We start from the raw sequence: 17,226 nt of genomic DNA, 5'->3' as shown, positions 1-17,226 counted from the left end.
ATATTTGCTACGCGCGGTGCTTCCCGGCATCCAATTTAAGCAATGGCATTTTTGAAACCGGCCGAAACCCGAGACGGTATTTATCTGAACCCGGTTCCCACCGAGGTGGGCGCGACGAAGCATTTCCCGCAGATCCTGCGACGCCTGATCACGGGCAAGGAAGAACGCGTCCCCAGGAAGCCACTGGGACCGTTCCGCACGGACCTGTCTACGTTTGCGCAGCCGCCCGCATCGGGCCTGCGTGTGACGTGGCTGGGACACTCGTCCCTGCTGATGGAAATCGACGGCACCACGCTGCTGACCGACCCGGTCTTTTCGCAGCGCGCGTCCATGGTGCAGTGGTTCGGGCCAAAGCGATTCTTCGCTCCGCCGCTGACCATTGCGGAGTTGCCAAAGCTGGACGCCATTCTGCTGACCCACGACCACTACGACCACCTGGATAAGAGTGCTGTGTTGCAGTTACAGGAACGCACACCCCTCTTCGTTTGTTCCATCGGTGTGGGCGGATTGCTGCGGAAGTGGGGCATTGCCGCGGAAAAAATTCACGAGATGCAGTGGACGGACAGCTTCACGGTACCGTCTGCATCGCCGTCGCCGCTGACGCTGACGGCGCTTCCGGCACGCCATTTTTCCGGGCGTTCGTTCAAGCGGTATGAAACTTTGTGGTCGTCGTTTGTGCTGAAGACGGAACGCCACAACCTGTACCACGGCGCGGACTCCGGCTACTGGGAGGGCTATCGCGAAATCGGCGAAGCCTATGGCCCGTTCGACCTGGCCACGCTGGAGGTGGGCGCGTTTGATCCGCTGTGGGACCAGATTCACCTGGGCCCGGACAACGCGATGAAGGCCGCGCTGGACCTGGATGCAAAGGTGCTGATGCCCATTCACTGGGGCCTGTTCAACCTAGCCTTCCATGACTGGTTCCATCCACCGGAACGCATTACGAAACTGGCTGCCGAAGCCGGACTTCCGTTGTGGATGCCGGAACCAGGTGCGCCCACCGAGTTCGCAGGCCAGGCAATGAATTCACTGTGGTGGAAGCGCTATCGTTCCGCACCCGCCAACGGAACAGAACATGCGGAAGACGCCGCAAGCAAGGTTGCCATCCGCGTATGAAGACCGCATGAGACTTCACACGAGTTAGTTTGGTTGCTTATCGCGCTCGTGCCACTTTCGCCCTCTGTTGTCATTTTGGAACGCGGCGTGAGTGGGCGAGGAATGACTGTTTTTGGCAACGCCGATTTCGTTGACCAAGACTTACTGAACTCGTGAACATCAACCATATTCACTCTTCACCGCTGGACGTGACTGTTCTTGTCCAACGGTATTGTTTTGGTTGTTTTCACTCACGACGAGGTCAGTCCCCATGTTCAGACACTCCCCCCTTCTGACGGTGGGCCCACTTTTGTTGCTTTCCGCGGTTGCGGGAGCGCAGGAGTATCGCGGCACATTGTCCGGCACTGTCACTGATTCCACCGGCGCAATTGTCCCCGGCGCCAATGTTGAAGCCAAAAGCCCACAACAGACCTACACCGTTAAGAGCGACGCCTCAGGCCGCTTCGTTATCCCCTTCGCACAACCCAACACCTACACTCTGACTGTCACTGCGCAGGGCTTTGCCAGCAACGTTCATCAGAACGTATTGCTACAGGTTTCTGGCACAGTGGATATCCCGGTAAAGCTGGGTGTCGCCTCGACTGCAAATGAAGTCACGGTGAGCACCGATCAATTTCTGATCTCCACCACGGATGCATCCGCTGGCACCGTAATCGATCCAGAGAAGGTGCAGAACCTTCCACTGAATGGACGCCAGATTTATCAGTTGATCCAACTGACACCCGGAGCAAACTTCACGCAGACACAGTTCGGCGCGGGTGGCTTCTCCGGCAATCGTGCATGGGACGTGAACAACGCATACTCCATTAGCGGCCAGCCCGGTAGCACCAATCAGTTCATGCTGAATGGCGCGCCCATTTCTATTCAGGGTGGGGGCCCTTCTGGCACATGGACCATTTCCCCTTCTGTGGATGCTGTGCAGGAGTTCAAGGTGATGACCGTGACCTTTGACGCGCAGTATGGCCGCGTGGGTGGTGGCGCCATCAATACTGTGCTGAAGTCCGGCTCGAACAACTTTCATGGAACCGCGTATGAGTTCTTCCGTAACTCTGCGTTTGAGGCCAACACCTTTCAGCTGAACCAGACAAACGCGGCCAAACCCTTTCACAATCAGCATCAGTTCGGTGGTACTGTGGGTGGCCCTTTCCAGAAGAATAAAGGCTACTTCTTCTTCAGCTATGAAGGCTGGCGAGAGGTATTGCCTGCTCCTGTGGTCACGTCAGTGCCTACGGCCGACATGCTTCCGGGACCCGATGGAAGCGTGAACCTGACGAACTATCTGAATGCCATTGGTAAGACGAATGGTATCTACGATCCCAACACCACGGTGTGCGCAGATGCCACCTGTTCCAAATACACGCGCACGCAATTTGCGAACAACACCATTCCTGCAGACCGCATCAGCGCCATTGGCGCGAATGTATTGAAGCTGTTCCCCGCGCCAAACCGCTCAGGCTATGTGAACAACTATGTCTTCAACGGCAAGGACCGCTACAGCTATAACATGCCGATTGGCCGCGCCGACTACAACCTGACAGACCGCACCAAGCTTTATGGCATCGTGGCTTTCTGGAGCGGTCAGGAATACCGCAACTCCAACGGATTTACCGGACCGGCAATCCAGGGCAACATCAATAACCAGCGCTCTGACTGGACGGGCGTGCTCGATTTGACCCATACCTTCAGCAGCAATCTGGTGGGTGATGTGCGTGTCTCGTACAACCGTTACTCCAACCCTTCGCCCAACGGCACCGTTGCCGCCGGGCTGTCAACGCTGACGGCAGGAAGCCTTGGTCTGAGCATGCCGGCAATTCCTACGTCTTCAGCAGACCTGGCGCCTGAGTTCAACTTTGCAGACAACATCAGCAGTGTGGTGGGCAACCAGGTGGGTAAGACGATGTTTGAAACCTATGACATCGGACCGTCCATTACACAGAATATCGGTCGCCACTCTCTGCATTATGGTGGCGAGTTCTCGCTGTACCACGACGTTTCCGGTGGCGTGGGCCAGCCGAATGGCACCTTCGACTTCGGCACGAACTTTACGCAACGCGATTACACCACCGGGAACAACGACGGTTCAGCAATTGCAGAAGCCTTGCTGGGCATTCCGACCAACAACCTTCCTAACAAGAACAACAGCAGCGTGCAGTGGCAAAACAGTCCGTACGAAAGCTACAAGTACTTTGGCTTTTACGTGCAGGACAACTGGAAGGTAAACAACAAGCTGGCCATCAATGCGGGTATCCGCTGGGATGAAGAACGTTCACCCGTGGAGCGCTACAACCGTCTGCTTGCAGGTGTGGACCTGAATGTAACCAATCCGCTCACCAGCATGATCGCCTTTCCGGGGACGCTGCCCAACGGCTACAACTTCTCAGGCCCCATCAAGGGCGCGGTGCAGTATGCGTCTTCAAACAACCCGGCGTATCTCAACAACACTGGCTTCTGGCAGCCGAAACTGGGTATCTCGTATAGCCCCAACCAGATGATGGTGATCCATGCTGGTTATGCGCTTTCGAAGGCGTTCGGTATTGAACTGGGTGGCGCATCGCCCTTCAGCCAGACCACCAACTACAACTACAGCGCAGATACCGGCAGAACGCCCACCACGTTCTTCCGCGATGGCAATCCATTTCCGAACGGTGCGCAACCACCTGCAGGAACGACCCAGGGTGCGCTTGGCCTCACGGGTAACTCGCTCTCCTTTGATCAGCAGGATCGCAAGATCCCCATCGTTCAGCAGTGGACGGCAGGCGTGCAGCAGCAGTTGCCGCTGGGCGTTGTGTTGAACATTGATTACGTGGGAGCGCACACCTATCACCTGCGTGCAGGCAAACAGTTGAACGGGCTCAACCCCGCTGACTTCGCCAAGGGCCATGCCGACAACTCATACCTTGACCAGCAGGTGACAAACCCGTTCTACGGTGTGCTGCCTGCAACCACCTCACTGGGACAGAATCCCACCATTGCGGCACGTTACCTGATGGTTCCCTATCCGCAATACAACGGAGACCTGTACACCTATACCAACGCACAGGGTTACAGCAACTACAACTCGTTACAGGTGAAGGCAGAAAAGCGCATCTCCAATACGGGTAATGCGCTGGGTGGCCTGAGCCTGTTGAGTTCGTTCACCTGGTCCAAGCTGATGTCTGCGACGGGCTTCCTGAACAACAACGCGATGGGCCTCGTCGATGCCTTGCCGTATTACGGTATCGACTCAGGGGATCGTCCGTGGGTCATTGCCTTTAGTGGTCTGTACAACCTGCCGCTCGGCAAGGGCGCACACTACTTTGGCAATGCGGGCAAGGTTACCGATGCAGCAATTGGCGGCTGGCAGTTCAACTGGATCCTGCAGAACCAGGCGGGTACGCCGATTAACTTCCCCAATGGATACAACTACAACTGCGGCTCTTTCAACATCGTGTCCGCAAACCGCGGTTATGCGAACTATATCAACAACAGCAATCCCGGTTGCTTTACTAACTTCAGCGAATACACCGCGGTAACGCAACAGCCCCGCACTACGTTGGTACGTAACCCCTATGCTCCGCAAGTGGCGTTTGGCCTGGAGAAGAAGTTCTCCATCACGGAAACGGTGAAGTTCCAGTTCAAGGCAGAAGCGTTCAATGCCATGAACACACCGATCTTTGGTGGCCCAAGCACTGACAATCCAAACACCCCCATCACAGTCACAGGCAAAGGCCTTCCCGGACAGCCCGGCTATTATCAGGGCTACGGAACGGTAGGCTCAACGCAACAGAACTTCCCGCGACAGTATCAGTTCTCAGGAAAGATTCTGTTCTAACCAACATCAACACAACAGCAGAAAGGCCGGCTCATGAAGAGCCGGCCCTTTCTATTTCCGATTCGTATCGCTTAGCTGTACTTCAGCCAGCGCAGAATTTCCGGCAGGTTTGGCTTCTTGCCGTACATGAGGATGCCCACGCGATAGATGCGGCTGGCGATCCACAGAACGGCATAGATGGTCAGCGACATCAGCACGATGGACGCTGCAATCTCATACCAGGGCACAGGCGAAACCGAGATGCGCATGTACATGAGCAGCGGTGAGAAGAATGGCACCAGCGACAGGACGCGCGACCAGATATTCTGTGGCGCATTCAACACCAGCGGCAGTGAAATCATGCACGCCGCCAGCGGCATCACCAGGAACATGTTCAACTGCTGCAGCTCCTGCTCAGAGTTCGTCATGGCGCCAAGCGCAGCGGCCATTGCCGAATACAACAGATAGCCCAGCAGGAAGTAGATGATGAAGAAGCCCACCTGCTCCGCGGAGATGGAGATGTGCGTTCCACCGCCCAGCAGGTGCGTCATGAGCGGCGTGGCCGTGAGGATGACTGCTGCAAGCATCCATAGCGAAACCTGCGTCAATCCGACAGAGCCAACGCCGATGACCTTGCCCGCCATCATTTCGCTCGGCTTCACAGTCGCCAGCATCACTTCAAAGACACGCGATGTTTTTTCTTCAATGATCGACCGCGCCACGTTCATGCCATAAAGCATGATGACCATGTACATGAGAAAGAACAGCACATACGCACCCGCGAAATTTGCACTGGTGTCGTCCTGCTCTTCATTCGAGGAACTCATGTAGATGGGCGCCATCAAGGCCTTCACATCGGCGGCGCTCATGCCCTGCTGCATTAACCGTTCGCGGGTAAATACTTTCCCCAGCGCAGCGCGCACGGTATTGCGTGTGGCCAGGTCAGCGGACGACCCCTGCTTGTACTCAATCGACGGTTTCTGCCCCTGGACCGTTGCCGGAGTGATCCACAGATAGCCATCGATGTCCTTCGCCTTCAACTCGCGTTGAAGGGCTGGCCGCGTGTTCACGGTGGGAGGAGCGATGACGTTGAGCTGCATGTTGTGGTCGGTGTCATCATCCAACTGCTTCTGCACATCCGTAGCCAGCGCAAGATCCGGCGATACGATGACGATGTGCGACGACGACTTGGTGTGCTTCGCAATCAGGATCGACGCTGCAATGCCGCCGCCCATCAGCAGCGGGATCAGAATCGTGGCGATCATGAATCCCTTGGTGCGCACACGCTCCAGGTATTCACGGCGAGCGATAAGGAAAATGTTATGCATCGCGTCCCTCCTGGGCCAAAGCCCCTCGCAATGAGCGCATGTGGATGGACGGGCTGAAGCCCGTCCCCTTCCAAGCAAAAGGCATGTTATGCATCGGCGCTGCCTCCCACACGCTCAATGAAAATCTCTTCCAGCGTGGGTTCCTTCACTTCAAAACGCGTAATACGTGTGCCGCGCGCGACGGCTTCCGCCAGCAGCGGCTGCGCATCTGGTTGATGGCCGCGCAGTTTCAGCGATGCGATGCCATTGCCGAAGCGATTCACCTCTTCCGCATCCGGATGATTCAGGAAGCTGTCATCTCCCTCGTACACCACGTCCACGCGATTGCGCGGATACTCCTGCTTGATCTCGCGCATGGTGCCTTCCAGCACCAGCTTGCCGCGATAGATGATGGCAATGGCATCGCACATCTTCTCTACCTGGTCCATGCGATGCGTGGAGAACAGGATCGCCTTGCCCGCGTTGCGCAGTTCCAGCAACGTGTCCTGCAGCAGCGCACCGTTGACCGGATCAAGACCGCTGAACGGCTCGTCCATGATGATGAGGTCCGGTTCATGGATGAGTGTGGTGATGAACTGAATCTTTTGCTGCATGCCCTTGGACAACTCTTCTGTCTTCTTGGGCAACGCTTCAGTGATCTGCAGCCGCTCTGCCCATGCCTTGCCGCGCTTCTCGGCTTCCGTCGCGCTCAGACCGCGTAGCTGCCCCATGAAGACAATCTGTTCCAGCACGTTCATCTTCTTGTAGAGGCCGCGTTCTTCCGGCAGATAGCCGACGCGTCCCAACAACTTGCGATCGAAGGGCTTGTTGAACAGTTCCACGGTGCCGCTGTCCGGCACGGTGATGCCGATCATCATGCGGATGGACGATGTTTTACCGCTGCCATTTGGCCCCAGCAGGCCGAACATGGTGCCGGGCTCAATGGTCAACGTCAGGCCTTCGACAGCGACCTTCGTGTCATAGACCTTGCGGATGTGATTGAGTTGAACGGTAGGCATGTCGGCTTATTTCTTCCGGTTCGCGACGAGCTCGCCCGCGTGGCCCCAGTCTTCCGTGCTCTTTTCATTGAAGATGATGTGGGTGTTCTGCGGGTTCTTGCCAAGGATGTTCACCATGGTGTCGGTGATCTCCTTTACGATCTGCGCCTTCTGCTCACTGGTGGCGCTTCCCAGCATCTGAATGTTGATGATTGGCATGGATATCCTCACCGTTGAGCATAGCAGCGGAGCGGTGCAGAACTCAGCGCCATCTTTGCCTTATCATCGCCTCATGATGACTCTCGTCACGCCTGTTCAGCTAATCAAAGGCGTCGGTCCGCGCAATGCGGAAGCGCTGAAGAAACGCGGCGTGGAGACCGTGGAAGATGTGCTGTATCACCTGCCCTTTCGCTATGAAAACCGCCTTGATCCGAAGCCGCTGAGTGCACTGAAGGCCGGCGAAATGGCCAGTGTGATTGGCGAGGTGCGCGGCTCGACCGTGTTGCGCGCACGTTCCATGCCGATCTTTGAGATGACCGTGGGACAGGGCACCGGAACGCTGAAGGCCATGTGGTTTCGCGGGCAGTATCTGCAGGACAAGTTCAAGCCCGGCCAGATGGTGGCGCTGTACGGCAAGCTGGAGCCATCACGCTCAAGTGCGGGCCAGTTCAAGATGATCCAGCCGCAGTTTGAAATGCTACCCGGGCCGGATGAGCCGCAGGATGCCGTGATGCTGGAGGTGGGCCGCATTGTGCCGGTCTACGAATCACTGGGCGGCACAACGGCGTGGGGCGCGAAGCTGGGTTCACGATGGATGCGGCAGGTGGTGTGGCGGCTGCTGGAAGACCTGGCACAAGGGCCGGAACTGCTGGATCCGCTGCCGCGTTCCATGCGCAAGCGGCTCGGCCTGCCATCGAGGCTGGATGCACTGCGTGAGGCGCACTTCCCTCCTGCAGGAACATCCATGGCCGACCTGCAGGGTTTCAGTACGCGGGCGCATGCGCGGCTGATCTTTGAAGAACTCTTCTACCTTGAGTTGGGGCTGGAGCTGAAGCGCAAACGCATGCGCGACCGCGCGGGCATTGCCTTTGTTGCGGATGAACGCGTGCGCAACGCGATCAAGGAAGTGCTTCCCTTCCGCCCCACAGGCGCGCAGAAGCGCGTGCTGGGCGAGATTGTGGAAGACATGCGAAGACCACAACCGATGCGACGTTTGCTGCAGGGTGATGTGGGGAGTGGCAAAACCATCGTTGCCATGGAAGCCGCCCTGGTGGCGATTGAAAACGGCTACCAGGCGGCAATGATGGCGCCCACGGAAATCCTTGCCACGCAACACTATCTCTCTGCGAGAAAGCTGCTGAAGCGGGCCTCGCGCGAGTACAAGGTCACGTTGTTAACCGGTTCGCTGGACGACGCGGAGAAGCGCCGTGCGCGGCGACGTGTGGCCAGCGGAGAAGCCGAACTCATCATCGGCACACAGGCGTTGATTCAGCAGAAGGTGGACTTCGCCAATCTCGGACTGGTCATTGTGGATGAGCAGCATCGCTTTGGTGTGCGTCAGCGTTTCACGCTGATGAAGAAGGACGACAACGCAGACCCTGATGTGCTGGTGATGACGGCAACGCCCATTCCGCGCACACTTGCATTAACGATCTATGGCGACCTGGAAGTGAGTGTGATTGACGAACTGCCACCGGGCAGAACGCCCGTGGTGACTCGTCGTGTCAGCGAAGAACGCGCACTGGAAGTGTGGGATTTTGTGCGCAAACAGATCACGCTGGGACGGCAGGCGTATGTTGTCTATCCCGTGATTGAAGGCTCAAAGGACGATCAACCAGAACTGGATTTCCCTCAGGAAAGCAGCGAGTCAGCAAGTCAGCAAGTCAGCGAATCAGCTTCGAAAGCGAAGAAGACAGCAGCAAAGAAATCTGCGAAGAAGTCTGCAAAAGCCGAAGAATTATTTGAAAAGCCATCGCTACGCTCCGCAGTGGAGATGTTTGAAGAGCTTCGCTATGGACCTTTGCATGGGCTTCGACTCGGGCTGCTGCACGGGCGTTTGAGCGCCGACGACAAAGAGATCGTCATGGCGCAGTTCAAGCGCGGCGACATTGACGTGCTGATCTCCACGACCGTGATTGAAGTGGGCGTGGATGTGCCGAATGCGTCCGTCATGGTGATTGAACATGCGGAACGATTCGGCCTGTCGCAGATGCACCAGTTACGCGGTCGCGTGGGCCGTGGCGCTGCGAAGAGCTATTGCGTGTTGATGACGGGAGCGCGCGTGTCACCGGAAGCAGAACAACGCCTGGACGCGATGGTGTCCACGGACAACGGCTTTGAGCTTGCCGAACTTGACCTGGCGCAGCGTGGCCCCGGTGAGTTCTTCGGAACAAAGCAGGCTGGCCTGCCGGACTTCCGTGTGGCCAACATTGTGCGCGATCGTCGTCTGCTGGAGATTGCGAAGAACGAGGCAGCAGACTTTGCGGAGGTACGTTTAAAAGATGTCAGCGAGGAAGAACGTGGACTGGTACGGCAACAGTTGAAACAGCACTGGCAGCGGCGTTACGGACTCGTCGAGGCCTGAGGCACTAGCGAACGCAGCGCTCGCGGCGAATCCGCTGCGACGCTGCGTTCGTTCTTTACGCTGCCTGCTGAGCCGCGATCTCCGGCATGACCGGTATGCGGTGCGAACCCTTTTTGGGGCCGCGCTTGCGGGCCACCAGAACGCGCACACGCTCCAGCAGTTCGCTGGGTGAGCATGCACCCTTGGGCAGGAACATGTCCGCGCCCACGCCGCGCTCGTAGCCCGTGACGGTGCCGCTGACCATCAGCGACGGCAGGCCAGGCTGCACTTCGCGCATGCGGCGAATCAGTTCCACGCCATCCATCTGCGGCATCAGCAGGTCGCTGATCAGCAGCGACAGTTCACCCGGCGCATACTTCTCCACGATCTCCAGCGCTTCGTGGCCGCTGGTGGCGGTCAGGACGCGATATCCCTTGGTTTCCAGCAGGAATTTGCGAACGGAGAGGGTCTGTTCGTTATCGTCGACGCAGAGGATGATCTTCTTGGGGCGCATGTCGTTCTTAGTCTCCAGAGCAAAAATTGGTGCAGCGACGCCTCTTTGGGGGCGCACGGGGTCGTTGGCCTGAACGCGTGGGAAAAAACGCGCAGCCGGGGATGTTTGCCTGCGGTTAGCAGGCACTTCATGGGGTACGGCAAATGTCTTGTGAGCTCGCGAAAATCCGCGTAGCGACTGCGTCAAACGAATGTGTCTCGTTCAGCGCTTTCCCAAAGTACGAAGCTCCGGGCCGCTGCGCAACGGCGAAATTAAGGCGAAAACCTGTGCGAACTTTCGGACAAGGTTTCCACCATTGCAATCAAGTTGCGCAATAACAATAACTTAGCCTGTGCAACGCGCGTGGAAAGGCTTTGTATTACGGGTGCGTAAACCGTCCCGTTGCAACAAAGACGGTGCAACCTGCGACGTACACATCGTTCACCTTGCCGTCATGAAGCGAGGCACGCACATGCAATTGGGAGGGTCGATGTACCTCCTGCCCCTGGTGAATCACGACCGCCTGACCGCTGGCCACGGCTCCATGCTTCACCAGGTAGCTGATGCAGCATCCCGCAGCGGACCCTGTAGCCGGATCATCGCTGCCGTTGAACGGCATCCGCGCACGCCATTTGCCTTCGCCCGCATCGGCAATGGCATAGACAAACTTTGCCCCGGTGCCCGTCAGAAGTTCCTTTAACGCGCTGTGATTGACGCACATGCGCTGCAATGCCTCTACCGATACCAACGGCAGGATGCAGAATGGCAGGCCCGTGCTGACCACCTGCGGCTGCAGCAACGTGTGCAGATCGTCCGCGGCAAGACCACAGGCGTTACGCAGCGATTCCCTCGCCAGCACTGCGCCAAATTCGGGATCGCGCTGACGCATTTCGCCGTGGATACCTTCTTCCTCAAGCGCGGAAGTACGGAAACGAACCGGGATGATGCCTGCATCCAGCTTCAGCTTCACCTCTTCTGCATGTGCGAAGTGTGGCAGGTGTTCGCGAATCCAACTCGCGGTGCCCAGCGTGGGGTGGCCTGCGAAGGGCAGTTCTTCCTCCACGGTGAAGATGCGCACACGCACGCCATTTTGCAGTTCGTCTTCCGGCGGCGCGGGCAGGATAAAGGTGGTTTCGGAAAGGTTGGTTTCGCGCGCCAGCGACTGCATCTGCTCCGTGCTCAAACCCGTTGCATCGGCAAAGATTGCCAGCGGATTCCCTTCGTAACGACGTTCCGCGAAGACATCTGCCTGGGCCCAGGCAAGCATACGGCTGTTTGACATGACGAAACCTCCAGAGCTATTGTTGCAGGTGATGACGATGCGTTTGAACTCGATCCGTTGCTGCTGTCTCTGTATGCAGGCAGGGTCGCGCGCGCGCCGGTAAAAGCAGCCACAGGACGCAATCGCACCCCGCCCACCGACTGAAAACGGTGGGTTTCGTTTTGGCACGAGATTTTGCTTCAGGACCCAGGAAAGAGGAACAACACGATGTCTCTCCGCATCAACGACACCGCACCGGACTTTACCGCGGAAACCACGCAGGGCCCCATCCGCTTCCACGAGTGGATTGGCGATAGCTACGCTGTACTCTTCTCGCACCCGAAGGATTTCACGCCCGTCTGCACCACGGAACTGGGTGCAGTGGCCACCCTGGAAGATCAGTTCACCAAGCGCGGCGTGAAAGTGCTCGGCCTCTCCGTGGACAAGGTGGACGACCACTCGAAGTGGGCGCAGGACATCAAGGATGTGTCCGGCGCAGACGTGACCTTCCCCATCATTGGCGACCCGGAACTGAAGATTGCCAAGCTGTATGACATGCTGGCTGCTGAGGAAGGCGATAGCTGCGAAGGCCGCACACCCGCGAACAACGCGCCGGTGCGCACCGTGTTCGTCATTGGACCGGACAAGAAGATCAAGCTGACGCTGGCGTATCCCATGACCACGGGCCGCAACTTCGACGAGATTCTGCGCGTGCTGGACAGCATTCAGCTCACGGCGAAGCATCCGGTGGCTACACCTGCAAACTGGCAGAAGGGCAACGATGTGATTATCACCGGCGCTGTTTCCAACGACGACGCAGCGGTGAAGTTCCCCGGCTACAAGACAGTGAAGCCGTACCTGCGCACGACGCAGCAGCCGCAGTAACTGCTTCTCTGCTTCTTACCTGCGCGCAAACAGCGTAAAGTAAGAAGCAGAACAAGCACCGGTGGCGAAGTGGCTAACGCGCTGGTCTGCAAAACCAGTATTCGCCGGTTCAATCCCGGCCCGGTGCTCCAATAATTTCTTTAATTTCCCTGCACCGCTTTGCTTGAATCAAAGCGGTGTAGGGAAGAATGTAGGGACTCGCTGCATCAGGTGACACTGACTGAGCGAGTTCCATTGCATTTTCGGGTGTAATGTCGATCGCAATACGTTTGCAGAAGAAATCAATAGCGGTAGCCGGTTACACTCTCTTTCCATTTTTGGCAAAATGTCGCCCGTTCACTGCTCTCTGGACGGAATTCAATTCATTTGAATTTGTGCAAAACGTTTATTGGCCTTAAATAAACAAGTCTTTTGTTTACAGCAGCTTAATGTATTGACTTATACATGTACCCAAGTAGCTTTTAAATGAACTACGCCCAGAAGGGAACGTAACGCGCAAACCGCTTGGAATCTCCAGTTGTTTCGTCAGCTTTGACCAACCCTTCCTGCAAAGCGGCAGCAATTAGCTGCGAAACCACAGCTGCCTTATCCTCAGGCAACCCAAAACGCTCTCTAAGCGAGCGGTTTGACATTTTTTCTCCATGCATGACGTACCGGAGCGTAGCGTGCTGATAGCAGGCGCGCAGACGATCTGCGCGGCTCATCCGGTCAAAAGAACGTTGCCCATAAACAATTGCAACTGTACGTCCAAATGTGGATGTGAAGTCAGGTGCTGGAAGCTGGTACGCCTCGATCGAATTCACCACTTTGTCGATCCCCGATCCCTTTTCCTCGCACATGCGAAGTTTACGAGCGATCAACGCGAACGTCTCGTTCCGCGACCGAGACCCGTCTATGAATCGAACGCTGGGAATGATAGGTTCGCCTGGGTTCGAAATTTCCACACGATCGTCGTAAATCTCGATCATCACCGATGCTCCGAACAAGGAGAAGTCTTGGTGCACAAGTGCGTTGGCTACGAGTTCACGAATGACGATCGACGGGACCAGCTCAAATTCTTCACGCAAAGCGAGGCCGATGAGTTCGTTGCGAGGGAGTTGCGTCATCACAAACTGCACAAGAGCTTCGAACCCCACAGCGTAGCCCTTGCCTCCTGTCTGCTCCAGCCTGGTCGATAGCTTGGAGGAACCTCTGTAAACAATTACACGAGGCGCTTTGCCTGCCAGATCCTCGAAGTCTGCGAGCCGCTTCGCGAGTAGGAGTGCTCCATAGCGCAGAATCGCGAATCCTCCACCTCTCTGAAGAATTAGGCGTTCATTCCGTAAACGCTCCAACACGCCAGCCTGATCGGTGGGATAAGGCAATTTGCGTAGCTCAAAAAAGGTTTGCGTATCTAATAGCTCCACCACTTCAGTGCCGCTCAAGCCTTCACGGCAAACTTGAGCCAGCCAATCCGGTCGCCCTTCGTCAAAAATTACCCGTAGTCTGTCCTCACTCATCGCGACGAGTTCTTCGCCAGAACGCATAAGATAGCGCCCATCGTAGTGGTAAGCAGTTCCTCGCGGTCGAGAAGGTATCGAGAATACGATGACTCTTCCATCCGGATGATGGACCGCCTCGACATTCACACGAAAATTTAGCCATCTCAGTAGATTCTGTGCGATGTCGTTGATATCAGGAAAAGCTTCGCTCCCGACCACATCATGAGGCAGAGAGTCGGCGATTCCCAAAATAAGATGGCCACCACCTTCATTTGCGAGTGCGACGCAGTAGGCGCAAAGTTTACGGGTGTCATACTGCCTTGAAGCAGCCTTGAATTCCAGCTGCTGGTGTTCCTTACGTTCTCGCCGCCAATTGTCAATTTGCGCTGCTGTGATGGGCATAGACTCTCAAAGAGTACCTCTGATTCAACAACCATTGCACTTGGACGGGGCTCCAGAAGCCTCTTCCCGAAACGCGATTCTCCGAAAACCATGGCATCCCCACATTTGCTACGTCAGTTGGTGACAAATCGCCAAGTCACTCATCGGGCCGGGATCAGTAATAAATCCGCTTATCACAGTCTTCAGATTCGATGTAGCGGAAGACACTCGATATATCTGCTGCAGGGAACCACACTGACGCGACAGGCGTATGTTGAATCTGGAGCGCTGCTGAAGGCAGCACGCCCGGAGGCATCATGCAATCGCGGATTCACGGCACTACCATGCCCGCCATTGAATTTCTGCTGCAGCCCGGAGAGACAGTCATCTCCGAAGCAGGAGAACTGAGCTGGATGAGCGCCAGCATCAACATGCACACGCACACACAGGCCGCAGGCGGTGGCGGATTCTTCGGAGCCGTCAAGCGCATGGCCGGTGGCGGTTCGTTATTTATGACGGAGTACACAGCCCTGGGTCAGCCCGGCGAAGTCGCCTTCGCCACCAAGGTCCCCGGACACATTGTTCCCGTGGAGTTGCACGGCAACGGCGACGAGTACATGGTGCATCGCAACGGCTTCCTTTGCGCGACGGCTAACATCGGGCTGAGCGTGGGTTTTCAGCAGTCGCTGGGCGCTGGCCTGTTCGGCGGCAATGGCTTCCTGCTGCAGAAGCTCTACGGACAGGGCACAGCGTGGCTGGAACTGAGCGGCGAAGTGGTTGTACGTGATCTGGCGCCGGGCGAAACGCTGCGCGTGCACCCTGGCCACGTGGGCGCGTTCCACGCAGGAGTCTCGTTTCAGATCACACGCGTCCCCGGCATCCGCAACATGTTCTTTGGCGGCGATGGCATCTTCCTGGCCGCACTGACCGGCCCCGGCCGTGTATGGCTGCAGACGCTACCCATTGCCCGCCTGGCGCACGCCATACAGGGCTACCTGGAAGTCCCCGGCCAGGAGACGCGCGCTGGGCTTGGCGCTGGCCTCATCGGTGGTGCAATCGCCGGTATGTTTGACGACCGCTAACCCCTTGGCAGAAGCGTGCAAGGCATTTACCCTCGTGGAACGAATTCCACGAGGGTTTTGCTATGCCAGAGGAAAGTACGCCCAGCCGGGCACAGTTTTGGACAGGTTGGGTTCTGAGCGCCATTCCCGCGCTGATGCTCTTTACGGGCTCCTTCACCGCACTCAGCGGAGCCGAAATGGTGAAGCAGGGCATGGCCCCGTTCGGCATCCCCCTCAGCATGATTCTGTGGGTGGGCCTGGCGGAACTGTTGTGCAGCGTGCTGTACCTGATTCCACGTACAGCCCCTATTGGCGCGATCCTGATGACCGCCTACATGGGCGGCGCTGTGATGACACACGCACGCGTTGGCGATCCGATGTGGGTTGTGCCTGTGGTCTTCGGCTTCCTGGTGTGGACAGGGCTTCTGCTGCGTCGTCCGGGCCTGCGCAAAGCAATGCTGGGCTGGTAAGCTTTTCAAGCATGCGCATTGGCTACTTCGGCGGCACCTTCGACCCTCCCCACCGCGCACATCTTCACGCTGCACTCAGGGCCGCAGATGCCTTCGCGCTTGACCGCGTGCTGCTGGCGCCCACAGGCGTGCAGCCACTGAAGAAGAAAACACCGGGTGCAGGCTTTGAAGACCGCATGGCCATGACACGCCTGCTCTGCGCGGAAGACCCAAGGCTGGAAGTGACCGACCTGGACGCGCCCCGCGCTGACGGCTCGCCGAACTACACCGTGGACGCTCTCGCCACACTACGCACGCTGTATCCAGAGGCTTCGATCTTCGTCATTGTGGGAGCCGACAGCTTCCTGACGCTTCGCCGCTGGCATGAGCCGGAACGCCTGCTGGAAGAGGCGCAATGGATCGTGCTGCCACGCCCCGGATTCGATCTGGATAATCTTTCGTCCCTGCAGCTTTCTCCGCAGCAACGGGAGCGTGTGCATCTGCTGACGGATCTGGAAGAAGAAACCTCTGCAAGCGCCATTCGCGAACGCCTGCGGCTGGGTATCTCCTGCGGTACCATGCTTACCACCAAGGTGGCGCTCTACATTGCGCGCATGCACCTTTATCATGCTCGCTAAAATCAATGCCGCAGGATACATACTGACAGTGGCAGGATGGGCCTGTCCGCGTCTATCCTGAAGATTGTAAGAAGGAGAACCAATGCCAACATTGGAAGCGAACCGTTTGCTTGCCGCAGCAGTGGACGCGGCAGACAGTAAGAAGGCGGAAGATATCCGCATCCTGGCACTGGACCCATCGGAAAGCTCGCTGACGGATTACTTCCTGATCTGCAGCGGAACGAACGAACGCCAGAATGTCGCCATCTCAGACGAGATTGAATATCGTTTGAAGAAGGACTTTGGTGTTTTACCGAACTCAGTGGAAGGCCGTCGCCAGGGCGAATGGGTCCTGATGGATTATGTGGACTTCGTCGTCCACGTCTTTATGCCGGAAAAACGCGAGTACTACGGCCTGGAACGTCTGCGCAAAACAGCCAAGTCCATTAGCGCAGACGAGCTGAACAGCGAGATCAAAGCCGCCGTAACCAGGACCCGCGAAAAGACTGGCGTACCCGCAGCAAAGGCACCCACAGCAAAGAAAAGCACCCAGAAAGCCGCGGTAAAGACACCCACAACGAAAGCCGCACCAAAGAAAGCCACGGCAAAAAAGACAGCCACGGTAGCGAAAAAGACGGTAGCCAAAAAGGCGGTAACGAAAAAGACTGCAGTCAAGAAAGCTACAAAGCCCGCCGTAAAGTCCCCAGTCGCAAAGAAGGTCGCACCAAAGAAAGTGGCAAAGCGCACCGGGAAATAAGGTTCCATCCCTTCGCAGGAACAAAGAAGCGGGGGGGGGGGGGGGGGGGGGGGGGGGGGGGGGGGGG

General features: G+C 57.1%; 14 protein-coding genes and 1 tRNA gene. 9 read left to right on the top strand and 6 right to left on the bottom strand.

All coding sequences use genetic code 11. From position 1 onward, the window contains the following. The first annotated feature begins 42 nt into the window (after positions 1-42). Both AB6729_RS12795 and AB6729_RS12790 read left to right on the top strand, forming a co-directional pair. Entirely contained in the window at positions 43-1,116 is a 1,074-nt protein-coding gene (locus tag AB6729_RS12795; protein ID WP_371082009.1) for an MBL fold metallo-hydrolase, read from the top strand. 250 nt (positions 1,117-1,366) lie between these two features. Next, on the top strand, positions 1,367-4,927 hold the full coding sequence (locus AB6729_RS12790) for a carboxypeptidase regulatory-like domain-containing protein (RefSeq protein ID WP_371082008.1): 3,561 nt from the start codon (positions 1,367-1,369) through the stop codon (positions 4,925-4,927). Positions 4,928-4,998: 71 nt separating this feature from the next. Here AB6729_RS12790 and AB6729_RS12785 read toward each other — a convergent pair whose 3' ends face one another. The 3 genes from AB6729_RS12785 to AB6729_RS12775 form a co-directional block, all read right to left on the bottom strand. Then, the gene (locus AB6729_RS12785; protein ID WP_371082007.1) at positions 4,999-6,234 is read right to left on the bottom strand and encodes an ABC transporter permease; all 1,236 of its coding nucleotides are present in this window, start codon (positions 6,232-6,234) and stop codon (positions 4,999-5,001) included. 86 nt (positions 6,235-6,320) lie between these two features. Next, positions 6,321-7,232: an ABC transporter ATP-binding protein gene (locus tag AB6729_RS12780; protein ID WP_371082006.1), complete on the bottom strand. Its 912-nt coding sequence runs from the start codon at positions 7,230-7,232 to the stop codon at positions 6,321-6,323. A 6-nt stretch (positions 7,233-7,238) separates the two neighbouring features. Then, entirely contained in the window at positions 7,239-7,430 is a 192-nt protein-coding gene (locus AB6729_RS12775; RefSeq protein ID WP_371082005.1) for a 4-oxalocrotonate tautomerase family protein, read from the bottom strand. A gap of 73 nt (positions 7,431-7,503) precedes the next feature. Between AB6729_RS12775 and recG the strand changes: the two genes are divergently transcribed. After that, the gene (recG, locus tag AB6729_RS12770; protein ID WP_371082620.1) at positions 7,504-9,795 is read left to right on the top strand and encodes an ATP-dependent DNA helicase RecG; all 2,292 of its coding nucleotides are present in this window, start codon (positions 7,504-7,506) and stop codon (positions 9,793-9,795) included. Positions 9,796-9,850: 55 nt separating this feature from the next. On the opposite strand, the gene AB6729_RS12765 is transcribed toward recG, so the two are convergent. Together AB6729_RS12765 and AB6729_RS12760 are read right to left on the bottom strand one after the other, a co-directional pair. Then, the gene (locus AB6729_RS12765) at positions 9,851-10,288 is read right to left on the bottom strand and encodes a response regulator (protein WP_371082004.1); all 438 of its coding nucleotides are present in this window, start codon (positions 10,286-10,288) and stop codon (positions 9,851-9,853) included. Between the two features lie 358 nt (positions 10,289-10,646). After that, the gene (locus tag AB6729_RS12760) at positions 10,647-11,549 is read right to left on the bottom strand and encodes a PhzF family phenazine biosynthesis protein (RefSeq protein ID WP_371082003.1); all 903 of its coding nucleotides are present in this window, start codon (positions 11,547-11,549) and stop codon (positions 10,647-10,649) included. Between the two features lie 207 nt (positions 11,550-11,756). On the opposite strand from AB6729_RS12760, the gene AB6729_RS12755 reads away from it, so the two are divergent. After that, positions 11,757-12,413 carry a peroxiredoxin gene (locus tag AB6729_RS12755; RefSeq protein ID WP_371082002.1) on the top strand — a complete coding sequence of 219 codons (657 nt, stop codon included), beginning with the start codon at positions 11,757-11,759 and terminating at the stop codon, positions 12,411-12,413. 55 nt (positions 12,414-12,468) lie between these two features. Beyond that, positions 12,469-12,544: transfer RNA gene (locus tag AB6729_RS12750), tRNA-Cys, on the top strand. A gap of 339 nt (positions 12,545-12,883) precedes the next feature. Here AB6729_RS12750 and AB6729_RS12745 read toward each other — a convergent pair. Next, complete coding sequence (locus AB6729_RS12745; RefSeq protein ID WP_371082001.1) at positions 12,884-14,296, bottom strand: ATP-binding protein; 1,413 nt, start codon at positions 14,294-14,296, stop codon at positions 12,884-12,886. A 296-nt stretch (positions 14,297-14,592) separates the two neighbouring features. Here AB6729_RS12745 and AB6729_RS12740 point away from each other — a divergent pair, with 296 nt between their 5' ends. From AB6729_RS12740 to rsfS, 4 genes are all read left to right on the top strand, one after another. Then, on the top strand, positions 14,593-15,357 hold the full coding sequence (locus tag AB6729_RS12740) for a TIGR00266 family protein (protein ID WP_371082000.1): 765 nt from the start codon (positions 14,593-14,595) through the stop codon (positions 15,355-15,357). Between the two features lie 62 nt (positions 15,358-15,419). Continuing rightward, positions 15,420-15,806 carry a DoxX family protein gene (locus AB6729_RS12735; RefSeq protein ID WP_371081999.1) on the top strand — a complete coding sequence of 129 codons (387 nt, stop codon included), beginning with the start codon at positions 15,420-15,422 and terminating at the stop codon, positions 15,804-15,806. 11 nt (positions 15,807-15,817) lie between these two features. After that, the gene (gene nadD, locus AB6729_RS12730; RefSeq protein WP_371081998.1) at positions 15,818-16,423 is read left to right on the top strand and encodes a nicotinate (nicotinamide) nucleotide adenylyltransferase; all 606 of its coding nucleotides are present in this window, start codon (positions 15,818-15,820) and stop codon (positions 16,421-16,423) included. An 82-nt stretch (positions 16,424-16,505) separates the two neighbouring features. Then, positions 16,506-17,159 carry a ribosome silencing factor gene (gene rsfS, locus AB6729_RS12725; protein ID WP_371081997.1) on the top strand — a complete coding sequence of 218 codons (654 nt, stop codon included), beginning with the start codon at positions 16,506-16,508 and terminating at the stop codon, positions 17,157-17,159. The last annotated feature ends 67 nt before the right edge of the window (positions 17,160-17,226 follow it).

Source organism: Terriglobus sp. RCC_193 (assembly GCF_041355105.1).
Lineage (GTDB): Bacteria > Acidobacteriota > Terriglobia > Terriglobales > Acidobacteriaceae > Terriglobus.
Note: the sequence above shows the minus strand (reverse complement) of the source record. Positions and strands in the feature narration are given on the sequence as shown.